This window comes from Acinetobacter albensis, assembly GCF_900095025.1.
GTDB lineage: Bacteria > Pseudomonadota > Gammaproteobacteria > Pseudomonadales > Moraxellaceae > Acinetobacter > Acinetobacter albensis.
The window spans coordinates 1-15,664 of sequence record NZ_FMBK01000022.1 but is presented as its reverse complement, the minus strand read 5'-3'; the positions used below and the strand labels follow the sequence as shown (position 1 = coordinate 15,664).

The window sequence follows — 15,664 nt, the reverse complement described above, 5'->3', positions numbered from 1 at the left end:
ATTCATTTCTTTCACGAGAGCATCAATTTGTTGACGGTTCATACTAATTCTCCTTAAGTATGCAATCTATATTTGGGTGGCTAGTTTTCTGATCTATTCAAAGTAAGCCACTCTCCCTTTTTAATTTGGCTTCTAGCTTTAACCTGCCAGTTTTAGATGTTGCTTGATATCCAACTGCAATGCTGTGGTGGCATTTTCAATATCTTGTTCAAGTGAGTGTTGCCATAACCAGTCAAAACGATGTGCTAGATGTACACCAATGTCTTCAAAACTTTGGTACTGAGGAGAATAAAATTCATAAATTTCACCTGATTCATGTGAGGTATGCTGAACTTTAACTGCACGCTCTAAACGAATTTCCTCGTAGATTTTTGATACCAATTTAATATTTTCTGCTGTGAGCTCTGAATCAGCTAACAAGTTGGCTAAGATCAGTGCATCTTCTAGACCCTGCCCTGCACCTGCACCTTGATGCGGTAACATGGCATGTGCTGCATCGCCAATCACAATGACATTTTGAGTTCTATTTTTATAAGTATTTAAAGGCGCCGTTTCATGCAATGCCCAAATTGTCGGTTGTTCAATCAAATTCAATAAGGCCTGACAGCTATCACTCCAATCTGCGAAGTCATCTAACATTTCTTGTTTAGAAACAGGTTTCGTCCAAGGCGTATTTTCTGGCAATGTGGTTTGAGTACGATCAGACTTAAAGGCAACAATATTAATTTCTTCGCCCTGACGAATAGGGAAAGTTAAGATATGTTTATCTTTACCTAATAACATTTGAGGCACTTCAGCCAATTCTAAATCATTACCAAGATCTTGAACGGCTTGTTTAAAGTCTTTAAATTTAATGATTCCACGATATGCCCAAGTACCAGAGAATTCGGGACTCACACGTGCGAGTTGGTGAGAATCAAGCACATGGTTACGTACTACAGAATGGATACCATCACATCCAATCAGATAATCGCATTCAACCAGTTGTCCATCCATAAATTGAATTGAAACCTGATTTTCTGTAGCATTAATTTCTTGAACACGTTTGTTAAAATGCACATTTTTCTGCGGAACCAATGGAATTAAACTATCTAAAAAATCTGCACGATGGACAGAAGATTGTCCTACATTGGGTGCTACAGAGGCAGATAAATATTCATCGGTATAACCATTGCGCCATTGAAACCAAATATCTGTATAAGGTGCTTTCACCTTATCTGCAATCCCTTCATATTCTTGGCTTAAACCTAACAATTGGATCGCTTTTACTGCATTGGCGCCGAAAGAAATTCCTGCACCAATTTCAGAAAATTGGGGTGCGGCTTCATAAAGATGTACATCTAAATTTTGATTTTTTACCAATTGTGTAGTAAGTGCTAATCCTGCAATCCCACCACCAATCACCGCAACTTTAATCTTTTTGTCCATTTTTAGCATTCCTTACTAAACTGCTTAGATTTCCATCATTAGCGATTTTTCAGAATTTATCCAATTTATATTTTTTAGAACAAACTATCAATTTTATTGATATTTATGATTTAAAAGACGTTAACTAATTAAAAGATATTAAATATCTGATTCATAAGGATGATGATTTAAGTGGATCAGAATTTTGGACCAATTAATTTCACAAAGTATTATTTGTTAATATCCCAAATTTATTTTTAATAAAATCAACAAAATACTTGTATTTTAGCTGTGTGTAATTATTTTCTAGATAGACCATATATAAATTTCTATGCAGTGGATTAAAATCTGCCAAGCATTCAACTATTTTTCCTGATGATAAATCAGCCTGAATATCCCAATTCAATTTATAAGCAATGCCCTTGCCAGCTAATACCCATTGATGAACTATTTCACTACTACTGCTAGCTAATTGAGGTGAGACTTTAACTACAGTATTTTTACCATTTTCCATAAATGGCCACTCACTAAATGTATGACGATTTCTAATCAAACAGAGACACTGATGATCAGTCAACATATACGGACTATCTGGTATTCCAAACTTTTGAAAATATTCAGGAGAGGCACAATAAATTTTTTTACCTTGAATGAGTGGAACAGAAAAATAATCGATCTCTAAAGGAACCTCAATCTGAAAGGAAAAATCGAGTTCCTGTTCCATTAAATCTACTTTAGAATCAGATAATAATAATTCAATCTTTAAATGAGGGTATTGTTCTGCCAACTCTGTAATCCAACCGGCTAAATGCTGTTTCCCAAATTGATTGAGTGCACCAATTCTTAATCTTCCAGTTAAAAAGTCCTGTTCACCTTGTAAGTTATTTTCCATTTTTTCAAGTAAGGACAAAATATGTTGACTATTTTCTAAAAAATATTCTCCTTTTTCGGTTAATTTAAAACGCCGAGCATTTCGATCAATTAACTTAACGCCCAATCGTCGTTCAATCTGAGATAGACGACGGCTCATTGATGGCAATGAGCTTTCTAGCAAGACTGCTGCGCGTGTAAGTGAACCTGCTTCTACAATTTTTAAAAAAAAGTCCAGATCATTTACTTTATCTCTAATTTTCATGCTTTCATTTTATGAAACTTAAACTCTCATTTTAGCCTATTTTTTCCTCTTAAATATAGTTCATATTATCTAAATTCAAAATAAAGGATCTATTATTTTGAATTTTCAAATACTGAAAATCTATTCTTCCCCTACAGAATGAATCTGGACGCCTTCAAGGAGAAATACATGTCACTCGTTCACATTACAGGTTTTATAAATGGCGATTTTTTACCCATTTCTACCCAGACTCAACCTGTCTATGATCCAGGAAATTTTAACCATCAAATTGGTTCTATTAGTAATACCAGCTTGAATGATGTTGAAAAAGCCATTCATACTGCACATCAAGCTTTTCTTAGATGGAAAGACAGTAGTATTGCTGAACGTCAAAACTGTTTAAAACAAGCTGCTGATCTTATCTTTCAACAAAAAGATGAATTAAAAGAGATGCTTATTTCCGAACATGGCGGCATGCTGTGGGAAGCCGAAACTGATTTTTATCTAGGTTCAGGTGTGATGAGTATGTATGCTCAGGCTCCAGATGATCTTTTGATACCTAAAGAGATTCCAGAGGAAACAGGTTGGATACGAATTCACAAAAAACCTAAAGGTGTCATCTCTGCAATTGTGCCTTGGAATATGCCTATTGTCTTAACCATGATGAAATTAGGCCCTTTACTACTAACAGGTAATACTGTGGTGTTGAAGCCTTCTCCATTCTCAGCATTGGCTTTAACTCAATTGCTTGCCAAAATAGCAGCAGTATTTCCAAAAGGCGTGATTAACGTCGTACATGGCGATGCAGATGTAGGAAATATTTTAACGAGTCATCCACTGGTTCGCAAAGTTGCATTTACTGGTGGAACAACCACTGGTGCAGCCGTAATGGCAAGTGCAGCTCAAACCATTAAAGATGTCACTTTAGAATTAGGTGGAAATGATGCAGCGATCATTTTAGAAGATATCGATTTCCAATCTATTTTGCCAAAATTATTAAAAGGTGTTTTTACACGTAGTGGGCAAATTTGTTTTGCAGTTAAGCGCATATATGTGCCTAAAGATAAGCTTGATCAATATTTCGATCTTTTCTGTGAAGAGGTTAATAAATATAAAGTGGGACATGGTCTAAATTCAGAAGCAAATTTTGGACCGCTCAACAATAAAAAGCAGTGGTCAATCGTGCAGGAATTTATTAAAAATGCCAAAGCATCGGATCAATGTGAAGTACGTGAGCTAGGTCAAAAACTAAATCCAGAACAATGGGATAAAGGATACTACGTTCTACCCCACGTCGTGAAGACCCTAGATAACTCATTAGAGATTGTTCAGCAAGAACAATTCGGACCTATTATTCCATTGATTGGTTATGAAACTGTAGAACAAGCGATTGAATATGCAAATGATAATGAGCAAGGTCTATGTTCATCTGTTTGGTCTGACAATATTGAGCTTGCCTATGAAGTTGCACAAAAGGTAGAAGCTGGTAGCACATTTATTAATAGCCATAGTTTTGATTCTTTACAGCTCGGCATGCCATTCGGTGGAATCAAGCAAAGTGGTATTGGTCGTGAATTAGACATCAATGAAACCTTGAAATCTTATCTTGAGCCACATTCAATTCGATTCATTAAATAAGAATTTAAATCATATTCATTCATATGTTATCTAGCCAAAAGCTAGATAACAGATACATTTAAGGAAAAATGTATGAAAATCAAAGCTGCACTTGCGAAAGAAAAAAATCATCCATTAGTGATTGAAGAAATTGAAATTGATGAACCTAAAGAGGATGAAGTTCTTATAAGAATAGTCGCGTCTGGCATTTGTCATACTGACGCAGAATCAATTAAAGGAAATGGTGCACCTTTCCCAGCAGTATTAGGACATGAAGGTTCAGGTATTATTGAAAAAGTGGGATCAAGTGTTACTCATTTAGCAATTGGTGATCATGTCGTCTTGTCTTACTCATACTGTAACTCTTGTTCTCAGTGTCTTATAGGACATCAAAATTTATGTATGCGTACCATTGAACTCAATTTTGGTGGAAAGCTTCAAGACCAAACTTATCGACTACATAAAGATGGCCAAAACTATTCTACCTTTTTTGGACAGTCTTCTTTTGCCACCTATGCTGTAGCAAATAAACATAATGTAGTCAAAGTAGATCATGAGGTAGACTTGAGATTACTAGGCCCTATGGGGTGTGGTATTCAAACTGGAAGTGGTACGGTCATGAACAGTTTGAAACCAGAGCCTGGTAGCTCTATTGCCATTTATGGAGCGGGTGCAGTGGGACTAAGTGCAGTGATGGCAGCTCATCTTTTAGGACTTAAAAACATTATTGTTATTGATATACATGAAAATCGCCTTGAGTTAGCCAAAGAGCTTGGGGCTACTCATGCTCTAAACAGTAAAAATTTAAACGTAGTAGAAGAAGTCAAAAACATTACAGAAGGAGGTGTCCATTATGCAATTGAAACGACCGGTGTTCCAGTTGTTATTAAAAATGGAATTGATGCCTTAAGAGTAGCAGGAAAAATCTCTATTGTTGGTATGGGCGGAGATGTTACTTTAAATTTCACTAATGATATCTTGATGGAAGGCAAAACTATTGTCGGCACTATACAAGGAGATTCTACTCCTCAAATACACATCCCTAAAATCATTCAATTTTATAAAGAAGGAAAATTCCCTTTTGATAAACTAGTTAAATTTTATGATTTTAAAGATATCAATCAAGCATTTGAGGATTCGAAAACAGGTATAACAATCAAACCTATTGTTATCATTGGTGAGTTATTTACTTAAAGTTTTAAGTAAGTTGAACAATAAATTATTTTATAACTGATAGTGAGTACAGTATTTTCATATTTTAGAAATACTGTACTTTGTAGGGTTACTCGAAAGATCTTGGCACTGATGAAGAATATCCTCAGCTTTAACAAGATCTTTTAGTACAGCCCGATAAAGGTAATGTGGTTAAAAATGGTGGTGAGATAAGTAAAATCAGTTATGCTCAAAAAATACGGGGGTGAGCAAAGTTGAGTTTGCATCACGTTTAGATATCAGTGCGAGAACCTTACAGAACTGGGAAAAAGGGCGACGTTATCCCGCTGGCCCAGCATTGACTTTAATTCGAATTTTAGATGCACATCCAAGCTTGATCTAAAAGATACAGGCAATAAAAAAGCCCAACATCCTGTTGGGCTTTTTTACGTATTTGTGTCTAAGGTAAAACTCCTGTCGTACCTGCATTCTCCGTTGCTGTCTTTTCTTATTCTTATCTGGAGCATCCTGCTCTTTATGTCCCCATGATAAGAAATAAGGATGTGGTCGTATAGACGCAAAAACCCTAAATCTCTGTACGCTTTTGCGTACAAAACTGAGTAAAAACTATTCCTGTTTTATCCGCAAAAATTGCGGAGGGTATAGGATATCCAAGACTGTAGTCTACACAACCCGATTTGTTGCCACAGCTCAACATGGTGAATCTGTAAAAATGAATTCTTTTTAAATCAATAGCTATTCAAAAATCTTAAGCCCACACCAGGTTCAGTGATAATGTATTTGGGATGCACCGCATTATCGTTTAATTTTCCACGTAATTTAGCCACCAGTATTCTTAAATAATGTGTGTCTTCTTGATGCGTCGGCCCCCATAACTCTTTTAAAATTTGAGGTTGTGTAATCAATTGTCCTTTGTGCTGTGCGAGTAAATTGAGTAAATGATATTCTTTACGTGTTAAGAAAATTAACTGTTGATTCAAAAAGACTTGTCTATGTGCAAAATCAACTTTTAGGACACCATCGTCATAAACAGCCGATTCTACGACCACATGCTGCGCTTGGCGAAGTAAAACACGTATTCTTGCCATGAGTTCCTGAACACTAAAAGGCTTGGTCACATAATCATTTGCACCTGCATCTAATAGTTTTACTTTTTCCTCCTCGTCAGCACGAACGGACAGTACAATGACTGGTGCATTAGACCAGCTTCTAAGCTCAGACAGCACATCAAAACCGTCTAGATCGGGTAACCCTAAATCTAAAATCACCAAATCTGCACCTTGCAAAGCCAACAGTTCTAAACCCTGCTGACCATTTACAGCTTGAAGGACTTTATAACCTTGCGCCCGCAAAGCAATATCTAAAAATTTTCGAATCTGTGTTTCATCATCAATAATCAGCACATTGACCATCGCACTTGCAGACACGTTTTGCTCTGACATCAGATCTCCTTATTGAATAAAATAGTTCACGCCACTTGCTGTATTGGAAGTTGCATGCGAATACAAGTACCTTGGTTATTTTTCGCAGAAGATGCCACAATTTTACCCATATGCGCACCAATAATCGCTTTCACAATGGTTAAACCCAAACCTGTACCGTATTGCCCACGGTCGCCCCGCTCCATGGTATAGAACATATCAAAAATACGATCACGTTCATCTTCAGGAATACCTTGTCCTTGATCGCTAATGGCTATTTCTATCTCATTTTCAGTGCGCTTAGCAACATGAATCGAAACGGCTTTGTCCTCAGGTGAGAACTTAGCCGCATTTTCTAAAACATTAAAAATCGCTTGTTCGATTAATGCCCCATGCACAAACAAATTGAGCGTTTCATCAGGTAAATGGACCTCAACCAATGACTTTGGCATATAGCGTTTTAAACGGCGAACGGCTGAACCGATCAATTCATCGGCACCAATCCAATCCCGTTTGAGGCTAAGTCCTTCATGTCCCAAACGAGTCATATCCAATAAATTTTGAATATATCGGTCTAAACGCTCTCCTTCTAAATGAATCGCTTCGAGCAAACTGTTTTGATCTTTCTCATCCATTGAATGGCGATAATTAGTTAGGGTATCTGCTGCTCCAATCATCGATGCCAAAGGTGAACGTAAGTCATGAGATACCGATGACAATAGTGCGGATCGCAGTTTTTCTGTTTCTGAACTTACATTGGCAATTTCTAAAGCCTTGGTCAATTGAGTCCTTGAAATAGCTTGTGCAATATATTCAACCATCACCTCTGCCAATTGTTTTTGCTCAGAATTTAACACCAATTGTAGCGATGAAAATTTAAGTCCAACCACACCTAGACATTGTTTAGAGGCCAATAATGGTAAAAACCACCAATCATTTTCAGTCAAGGTTTGAGTAAACCGCCCTGAAGGCTGGTGGTTTTTAAAGCTCCAATCAGCAGAAATTTTTTCTTTATCACTGATGTTGTCTAAAGCTGTTTTTGCTTGTGCGCTTTCAGGAAAATAAATCCACACCTCTGCATTTAAATTTTTACTTAAGCTGCTTTCAGCAATCTCTTGAACATGTTGCACATCTACCGCAGTAGAGAGTTTCTGTCCTAAATCTTGCATGATGCTGTTATAACTATTGGCTGCTTTTAAAGCTGTGACTTGCTCTTTTAATCGTGATGCCAATCGACTTGAAATTAATGCAGCCCCCAAGAATGCCACCACAGTAATCATGCCTTGGTGTGCTGATATTTGTAACGTAAATTTAGGATTAATAAAAAAGAAGTTATAGGCTAAAAAGAACAAAATGGCAGAAAGTGCTGCTACCAACATGCGTGTTTGGGATGCGACAAAAACCACAGCTGTGATAAAAACGACGGATAGATCTTCTATACCCAGATATTGTTCACCCAAACTGGCAATTAAAATACTGATGCCTGTGGTAACAATGACATAACCTGCTTCTCTCAGCGATAAAAACTCACCCTTATCTTGTAAAATTGAGTGATTTTTTTGCTCAGCAGCAATAGGTACAATACTCAACTCAAAGCGAGGTTTGAATCTCAATAGCTGATCAATAAAATTTGGTTTTAAGCTGAACTGAACTTTTTTTCGAGTAGGTTGTGCTAAAACCAAGGTCGAAATGCCATGATCCATCACGTAATCAAACAGTGTTTTGGCATGTTGCTGACCATAAAGTGTTTCGGTCATTCCACCCAATTGACGCGTCAAATTGAGTGCAGACTCAATTTCACGGCTTTGTGAGTTTTCTTGCTTAACTGTTATTTTTGAATCTTTAGAAAAGGCAACCACAGTCCAATGGGCCAACCGATGTTCAGCAATACGACATCCAGTACGAACCAATGCTTCGGAATACCCATGTCCATCCACCATAATTAAAATATGGTTTTTGAGCGGAATAGGAGTCAGACCTTGAATCGCAAAATTTTCTCGAACATTGTCATCGACATGGCTTGCAACGGTTTGCATGGCCAATTCACGTAAAGCAGTTAAATTTGAGTGATTAAAAAACCGCTGTAAAGCCTGCTCTGCTTGCTCGGCTACATATACTTTGCCTTGGTTTAACCGTTCAAGTAACTCATTGACTGGTAAATCAATTAAGCGAATATCACGAATACGCTCAAACACCCGATCTGGCACAGTTTCTGTCACCCGAATACCTGTAATTTGAAGCACCACATCATTCAAACTTTCTAAATGTTGAATGTTCATGGTGGTAAAGACATCAATACCTGCATCTAATAATTCATTGATGTCTTGCCAACGCTTTTCGTGGCGACTGCCCGGCATATTGGTATGCGCAAATTCATCCACAAGAACGATGCTTGGCTTGCTTTCAAGAACGGCATCTAAGTCCATTTCTTCAAGTTGATGCCCTTGGTACTCAATAATTTTACGCGGGATAATACTCAGGCCTGCAAGCAAGTTTTCGGTTTCTGCACGACCATGCGTTTCAACATAAGCAATGACAATATTATTGCCTTGCAAGGCCAAATCATGCGCACGAACCAGCATGGCAAAAGTTTTACCTACACCGGGAGCTGCCCCTAAAATATGGTTAAGCGCCCAGATTGATAGCGCTGAGTATGTTGTAGCAAAACATCTGCTTTATTATTTCTATTTTCCATAAAGATATCTTTTGTCTTTGGAGAATGATAACCACGTTATACCGAAATAAATGAACCGCTTATTTCTAATAAGGATGGATTCATTATTTAAAATATTATCTAGATATCTGCCCTAATCCCTAATTAAATAGGGAGTAAGTATGGCCTCTATTTTTTATAACCAAGAGGGTTAAGATGCCGATTATTATAAAAACCACCCTCACCCGCTCATACAACGCATTCCCCATCAATCGTGACGAGGAATGCCTATCGCTATTGAATATATTGTTCTTGAAGTTGATGATCTCTATTATTTTGCAAGCTGATCTAAAGCTAAATTTAATTCTAGTACATTCACACGTTCAACGCCCAAAATTCCAAAAGTCGGTTGAATGGTATGTTGTTGTACCAGTTTTAGTACATCTGGCTCAGAAATCTGTCTTGCTTGTGCAACACGTTTGACCTGAATCAATGCAGACTGCACACCAATATTAGGGTCAATACCACTGCCTGAAGTCGTCACCAAGTCTGCAGGGATTTTTGACTTATCCATCTGTTCCTGTGCTGAAATTTGATTTAAACGTTCATCGACTGCTTGATGCAATGCTGGATTGGTTCTGGCTAAATTACTTCCTACCATTACCATGGGATCATAATTTGAAGCCGATGGTCGTGGGTGAAAATACTGCGCTTGAACAAAAGGCTGTGCAACTAAGCTTGATCCCACAATACGATTATTCTCCACAATTAAGCTACCATTGGCTTGAAGCGGAAAGATCACTTGACCAAGCCCCGTGGCAACTGAACTGTATACAAATCCACAAAGTCCCAAAGCAATAAGCGTTAAACCAAGAGATGCACGGGTTAAACCTGCTAATGATGAGTCAATCAGTTGACTATTTTCCAAGGGATTATTTTGCATTAGATCATTTTTAGTGTTCATTTTTATCATCCTCACAAATTTTTAAAGTGACAACAATGGACTGATCATCAGATCAATCATTTTGATTGCAACGAATGGCAACAACACGCCACCCACACCATAAATCAACATATTACGACGTAACAACTGGGTAGATGTAGAGGGTTGAAATTTCACGCCCCGTAACGCAATGGGAATGAGCAATGGAATAATAATCGCATTAAAAATAAGTGCTGAAAGAATTGCACTTTCAGAACTACCCAATTGCATCACATTCAAGACATCCATTTGTGGAATAGCAGAAACGAATAATGCTGGTAAAATTGCAAAGTACTTCGACACATCATTTGCCAAAGAGAAAGTCGTTAATGCCCCTCGGGTAATCAACTGCTGTTTCCCAATTTCTACAACTGCCAGTAATTTGGTGGGATCTGAATCTAAATCCACCATATTGCCTGCTTCTTTGGCCGCTTGTGTACCCGAATTCATGGCAAGTCCGATATCTGCTTGTGCCAAAGCAGGTGCATCATTGGTACCATCCCCGACCATGGCCACCAAATGTCCTTTATTTTGTTCTTCACGAATGCAATTCAGTTTATCTTCAGGTCTTGCTTCAGCAATATAATCATCCACACCTGCTTCTGCTGCAATTGCTGCCGCAGTAAGTGGGTTGTCCCCTGTGACCATGACGGTTTTGATGCCCATTTCACGTAAGCGCGCAAATTTTTCTTTAATCCCTTGCTTAATCACGTCGGAAAGTTCGATCACCCCTAAAAGAGTTTGATCCTTTGCCACCACCAAGGGAGTTGCCCCTTTAGATGCGACTTGCTCTACACGAGCTTTTAACTCGCTATGGTTTTCAAGGTTTTGCGATGCAAATTTAAGTATTGCATCGAATGCTCCTTTACGGATTTGATGACCATCGGACAAATTAATCCCTGAAATACGTGTTGATGCATTAAAGGCAATAAATTCTGCCTGATCTAGGTCAACGATACGCTCTCCCAATTCTTTTGCTAAAGCCACCACAGACTTACCTTCAGGTGTTGGGTCTGCAAGCGAGGTTAGTACTGCAGCTTGACGAAGCTCTGATTCAGTCACACCTGCGAGCGGATAAAAAGCGGTTGCTTGACGATCACCATAAGTAATGGTGCCTGTTTTATCCAGCAACAACACATCCACATCACCCGCCACTTCAACTGCTTTACCCGACTTCGCAATGACATTGGCTTTTAAGGCCCTGTTCATCCCCGCAATCCCAATGGCCGGCAACAAGCCACCAATCGTCGTTGGAATGAGACACACCAACAATGCAACCAATAGAATTGGATTAATTTCAATATTCAGAAAATGCCCAATAAAAGGCAGACTCCCCACCACGACAATAAAAGTCACCGTCATCACGGTCAGTAAAATACCCAATGCAATTTCGTTGGGGGTTTTTTGACGGTTAGAACCCTCAACCAAAGCAATCATGCGGTCTAAGAAACTATGTCCTGCTTCGGCCGTTATTTGTACCACTATACGGTCAGTGAGGACTTTAGTACCGCCAATCACACCTGATTTGTCTGTGCCTGCTTCACGTAATACAGGTGCAGACTCACCCGTAACCGCCGCTTCGTTAATGGTGGCAAAACCATAAATAATTTCGCCATCAGCAGGAATCAACTCTCCAGCACGAACTTCAATCAGATCATGCATTTTCAATAAAGAGGCGGCAATTTGTTTACCATCAGTATCATCTTTATGTTGAATCAGACGTGCTGTTAAATTCTGACGCGCCTGTCTTAAAGACGACGCTTGACCGCGACCTTTCGCTTCTGCGACCGCTTCTGCATAATTGGCAAACAGTACAGTGACAAATAAAATAAAGGTGACCAATAAGCCAAAGACCGAGTCAGCTTTACCCATCAAGGTGCTGACAAAAGTGATAATAGTACCCAGCCATACAATCGCCATGACAGGATTTTTAATCATGTGTTGGGGAAGCAATTTAATACAGGCATTTTTCCATGCTTCAGCCTGAAATAAAGTTGACGTATTTTTTGGATTCTGAATAGATTTTTTTGAATGATTCATTGTAGTCACCCTTAACCTTGTACCAATAACAGATGATCAGCAATCGGCCCTAAGACGAGGACTGGCATAAATTGTAATAAAGTCAACATCACCACGATCGCAATGAGCGTGAACGCAAAGGTTGGTGTTTCAACTTTTAAACTCCCGCTACTTTCGGGTGCCTGACGTTTCGCTGCTAAACGTGCTGCAATCCACAATGGAATAATCAGTGTGGGGAAACGACCTAATAATAAAGCCACACCACAGCTGACATTCCACCACACGGTGTTATCTGCCAAACCTTCAAAGCCTGAACCGTTATTGGCAAATGCAGAAACATATTCATACAGTACTTGTGAGACAGCATGGTATTGCGGATTACTATTACCCGTTAATTCAGGGAAAAATAAAGTCACAGCCGTTAAACTTAAAATTACAATCGGTTGAATTAATATCACCACCGCCAAGAGTTTAATTTCACCCGCTTCAATTTTTCGACCAAACAATTCAGGAGTACGTCCGGTCATTAAACCTGCAATAAATACCGCCAAAAACAGATAGATAATAAATTGCTGTAAACCACAACCAATACCGCCCCAAATGGCATTAATTAGCATATTGGCTAAAGCCACAAAGCCGGTTAATGGCGCAGATGAGTCATGCATCATATTGACAGAGCCATTATTGACTTGTGTAGTCACAGCTGCCCAAAGTGCTGAAGATGCTTCACCAAAACGAACTTCTTTCCCTTCCATTGCATACAGCTGTGTTGCTGTAGATGAGATGCTCTCAGACCAAATCGCACTACTTGCTGAAATGACGGACATCAGCAGCATTGAAGCAAAAACGAATCCTGCAAATTTTGCACGTTTGGTGAAAAACCCCAACATAAAGATCACAGAAACTGGAATCAGAAGAATCGCCAACATTTCTAAAAAGTTCGATAACGGTGTTGGATTTTCCAGTGGCACACTACTATTCGGCCCATACCAACCACCACCATTACTACCCAACTGTTTGATTGCCACCATGGGTGCAACTGGACCCAATGGAATTTTTTGAGTTTTCAATTCAGTCGTTTGATCGATGACTTGCACTTCAGGACCACCCTGAAATGTAGACGGTACACCTTGGCTAGTGAGCAATAGCGACCACACCATACACAGTGGAATTAAAAAACGGAATGTTGGGCGAATCACATCTGCCCAATAGTTACCGATATTAATTTTTTGAACTTTTGTACCAAAACTTGCATTCTGTTCTTCTTCTGACAAGGTATTCGAGTGCTTATAAAACAATGCTCGAACGGTGGCGACAACCATGGCTAAGCCCATCATGGGTGTAATGATTTGCATGCCCACAATAGCCACCATTTGCGACAAATAAGACAGTTGAGCCTGCCCTGAATAGTGTTGCTGATTGGTATTGGTTAAAAATGAGATCATGGTGTGTAATGCCAAATCCCACGACATATTCGGTGCGTTATTTGGGTTAAATGGCAAGCTGGCTTGGGTCATAAATAAAATCCAAGTCACTACGCCTAGTACCAAGCAACTCAGCAAAAAACTCAGTGAATAGGTCTTCACGTTCATGCCAATTTTAGGATTTGTCCCCAACACAGCATAGATTGGTTTTTCAATCCAGTTGAATACAGGGTCAATTTTCATCTCACGATTTTGCATGATTGCCGCAAGATATTTACCTAAAGGATAAGCAAGAACCATCACAATGAGCAAAAGTAAAATAAACACTAACATGGCATTTCACTCCTCTTTAACGAGTGCGAAATAGACCTGTTATTGATCTTGATATAGCGATGATTTTTAAGTATCTGTACGAAGCACATTCTTGGATGCTGTACTTTTTGAGACGCTATGAATGTAGCACTCATCTTTTCCATCCTAAACTTGGGGATATTCCACGGTCTAGTATCTAAAAAGCATGCGTAAATTCTCTATTCATCAAAATACATAGAGCGTAAAATTTTCGTAAAATTTGATTCTGTTTTATTTATAAACAACAAAAAATAGATTAAAAGGAATCAAAAATTGATGACGATAATGATTACACACATGGAAAATCTTGAACTGCTTAAAGCCTTTTTTTTGGGATTAATTGAAGGTTTAACCGAGTTTTTACCTATTTCCAGCACAGGACATTTAATACTCTTTGGTCACCTGATTGATTTCCAATCGGATTCTGGGCGTGCTTTCGAAGTCGTTATTCAATTGGGGGCTATTCTTGCTGTTTGCTGGTTATATCGACAAAAAATCATAGCATTATTACAAGGTTTTTTTTCTGGGGATCTACATGCTCGACGCTTTGCGCTCAATGTATTTATGGCCTTTCTTCCTGCCGTCATTATTGGAATATTCGCTGTCGATTTTATTAAACACGTTTTGTTTAGCCCTATTGTGGTGGCTTGTGCACTGATCATTGGTGGACTCATTATTTTTGCAATCGAAGCAAAAAAGTTTGAGCCTAAAACCATTGAAGCTACAGACATTAGTTTAAAGCAAGCCATTCTTGTGGGTCTTGCACAATGCGTTGCCATGATTCCGGGTACATCTCGATCGGGTGCAACCATTGTTGGCGGAATGCTTTCTGGCTTATCCCGTAAAGCAGCAACAGAATTTTCTTTTTTCCTTGCCATGCCAACCATGTTGGGAGCGGCAACTTACGATTTAATACGTAATGCTGATGTCCTCACTTCGGATAATTTAATAAATATTTCAGTCGGTTTTGTAGCTGCATTTATTGCCGCATTTGTGGTGGTTAAAGCCTTAGTTAAATTTGTTGAAAAACACACGTTAAGAGTATTTGCTTGGTATCGTCTGATATTGGGGATTATTTTATTAATAATCTTTTTATAATTCATTTGTGAGCTCAAAATAAAAAAGGTTGTCTAGGCATATATGTTATGCCGAAATCTGGCGTGCTATATGATGATCCAACTGAATAAACAATATTGTTAACTTTGTGATTTCTTCATCATGGACTCAATCTGATTCTTACATTTGCACAAAAACGCTCTCCAGTAGATCACGCAGATAGATAAAAACATCTCAACTTAGTTTTATAACTTCAACAAATATTTTACTTGATGACTTTGATTTTTCACATTTAAAATCAATATTTTACTTTAGGTTAAGATTGAGCGTTAATTTATAAAATGAATATAATTACCCTTGAATCTCCGATATTACTCATCCCTAAAAAATAAAACCTCCGTAGAGGTTTTATTTACATTGATTCATCTTATGCAGCACTACGCGCTT

General features: G+C 38.4%; 9 protein-coding genes and 2 pseudogenes. 4 read left to right on the top strand and 7 right to left on the bottom strand.

Annotation, left to right across the window (positions count from 1 at the left end; genetic code table 11):
• Positions 1 to 138: 138 nt before the first annotated feature.
• Positions 139 to 1,428 (bottom strand): salicylate 1-monooxygenase, encoded by a 1,290-nt coding sequence (gene salA, locus GA0116959_RS14005; protein WP_092721192.1) that lies wholly within the window; start codon positions 1,426 to 1,428, stop codon positions 139 to 141.
• A gap of 199 nt (positions 1,429 to 1,627) precedes the next feature.
• Positions 1,628 to 2,542, bottom strand: a complete 915-nt coding sequence (locus GA0116959_RS14000) for a LysR family transcriptional regulator (protein WP_092721191.1) — start codon at positions 2,540 to 2,542, stop codon at positions 1,628 to 1,630.
• Positions 2,543 to 2,710: 168 nt separating this feature from the next.
• Here GA0116959_RS14000 and GA0116959_RS13995 point away from each other — a divergent pair, with 168 nt between their 5' ends.
• From GA0116959_RS13995 to GA0116959_RS13985, 3 genes and pseudogenes are all read left to right on the top strand, one after another.
• A complete protein-coding gene (locus tag GA0116959_RS13995) occupies positions 2,711 to 4,159 on the top strand; it encodes an aldehyde dehydrogenase family protein (protein ID WP_092721190.1) in 1,449 nt (482 codons plus the stop codon).
• A 72-nt stretch (positions 4,160 to 4,231) separates the two neighbouring features.
• Positions 4,232 to 5,332, top strand: coding sequence for an NAD(P)-dependent alcohol dehydrogenase (locus tag GA0116959_RS13990; RefSeq protein ID WP_092721189.1), 1,101 nt, complete (start codon positions 4,232 to 4,234; stop codon positions 5,330 to 5,332).
• A 226-nt stretch (positions 5,333 to 5,558) separates the two neighbouring features.
• A pseudogene (locus tag GA0116959_RS13985) lies at positions 5,559 to 5,693 on the top strand (helix-turn-helix domain-containing protein); the annotation flags it as partial.
• Positions 5,694 to 6,039: 346 nt separating this feature from the next.
• Here GA0116959_RS13985 and GA0116959_RS13980 read toward each other — a convergent pair.
• From GA0116959_RS13980 to kdpA, 5 genes and pseudogenes are all read right to left on the bottom strand, one after another.
• Entirely contained in the window at positions 6,040 to 6,753 is a 714-nt protein-coding gene (locus tag GA0116959_RS13980) for a response regulator (RefSeq protein ID WP_092721188.1), read from the bottom strand.
• 26 nt (positions 6,754 to 6,779) lie between these two features.
• Positions 6,780 to 9,427 (bottom strand): annotated as a pseudogene (locus GA0116959_RS13975) (ATP-binding protein).
• Between the two features lie 289 nt (positions 9,428 to 9,716).
• Positions 9,717 to 10,349: a potassium-transporting ATPase subunit KdpC gene (kdpC, locus tag GA0116959_RS13970; protein WP_092721187.1), complete on the bottom strand. Its 633-nt coding sequence runs from the start codon at positions 10,347 to 10,349 to the stop codon at positions 9,717 to 9,719.
• Positions 10,350 to 10,370: 21 nt separating this feature from the next.
• Positions 10,371 to 12,407: a potassium-transporting ATPase subunit KdpB gene (gene kdpB / locus GA0116959_RS13965; protein WP_092721186.1), complete on the bottom strand. Its 2,037-nt coding sequence runs from the start codon at positions 12,405 to 12,407 to the stop codon at positions 10,371 to 10,373.
• An 11-nt stretch (positions 12,408 to 12,418) separates the two neighbouring features.
• The gene (gene kdpA / locus GA0116959_RS13960; protein ID WP_092721185.1) at positions 12,419 to 14,143 is read right to left on the bottom strand and encodes a potassium-transporting ATPase subunit KdpA; all 1,725 of its coding nucleotides are present in this window, start codon (positions 14,141 to 14,143) and stop codon (positions 12,419 to 12,421) included.
• 315 nt (positions 14,144 to 14,458) lie between these two features.
• On the opposite strand from kdpA, the gene GA0116959_RS13955 reads away from it, so the two are divergent.
• Entirely contained in the window at positions 14,459 to 15,259 is an 801-nt protein-coding gene (locus tag GA0116959_RS13955; protein WP_092721184.1) for an undecaprenyl-diphosphate phosphatase, read from the top strand.
• The last annotated feature ends 405 nt before the right edge of the window (positions 15,260 to 15,664 follow it).

What these genes read in the sequence shown, in the direction of transcription:
- salA (WP_092721192.1), bottom strand. Translation starts at nt 1,428, where the DNA reads ATGGACAAAAAGATTAAAGTTGCGGTGATTGGTGGTGGGATTGCAGGA.
- GA0116959_RS14000 (WP_092721191.1), bottom strand. Translation starts at nt 2,542, where the DNA reads ATGAAAATTAGAGATAAAGTAAATGATCTGGACTTTTTTTTAAAAATT.
- GA0116959_RS13995 (WP_092721190.1), top strand. Translation starts at nt 2,711, where the DNA reads ATGTCACTCGTTCACATTACAGGTTTTATAAATGGCGATTTTTTACCC.
- GA0116959_RS13990 (WP_092721189.1), top strand. Translation starts at nt 4,232, where the DNA reads ATGAAAATCAAAGCTGCACTTGCGAAAGAAAAAAATCATCCATTAGTG.
- GA0116959_RS13980 (WP_092721188.1), bottom strand. Translation starts at nt 6,753, where the DNA reads ATGTCAGAGCAAAACGTGTCTGCAAGTGCGATGGTCAATGTGCTGATT.
- kdpC (WP_092721187.1), bottom strand. Translation starts at nt 10,349, where the DNA reads ATGAACACTAAAAATGATCTAATGCAAAATAATCCCTTGGAAAATAGT.
- kdpB (WP_092721186.1), bottom strand. Translation starts at nt 12,407, where the DNA reads ATGAATCATTCAAAAAAATCTATTCAGAATCCAAAAAATACGTCAACT.
- kdpA (WP_092721185.1), bottom strand. Translation starts at nt 14,143, where the DNA reads ATGTTAGTGTTTATTTTACTTTTGCTCATTGTGATGGTTCTTGCTTAT.
- GA0116959_RS13955 (WP_092721184.1), top strand. Translation starts at nt 14,459, where the DNA reads ATGGAAAATCTTGAACTGCTTAAAGCCTTTTTTTTGGGATTAATTGAA.